This is a genomic window from Catellatospora sp. KI3 (assembly GCF_029948125.1).
Taxonomy (GTDB): Bacteria; Actinomycetota; Actinomycetes; order Mycobacteriales; family Micromonosporaceae; genus Catellatospora.
In genome coordinates this window covers 1-269 of record NZ_JASAMB010000090.1, presented here as the reverse complement: position 1 = coordinate 269, position 269 = coordinate 1, and the positions used below count along the sequence as shown (strand labels likewise).

Sequence of the window (269 nt, the reverse complement as noted above, 5' to 3'; positions counted from 1 at the left end):
GGGCGCGGAGTATTCGTCGCCGGACGGCCAGGCCGCGACGATGGGCAACGGCGGGGCCGCGATGGAGCTGATGGGCCAGTGGGCGCCGTCCGTGCAGTCCTCGACTTCGACCAGCAGGAAGGGGCTGGGGGACAAGCTCGGGTTCTTCGCGTTCCCGGCGGTCGAGGGCGGCAAGGGCACGGTGTCGGAGGCGTTCGGCGGCGGCAACGGCTTCGTGGTCGGCAAGGACGCCCCAGCCACGACGATCGACTTCCTGCGGACCATCATGT

General features: G+C 70.6%; 1 pseudogene. It reads left to right on the top strand.

The features are described 5' to 3' along the window. Positions 1-269, top strand: a pseudogene (locus QEZ54_RS36315) (extracellular solute-binding protein); the annotation flags it as partial.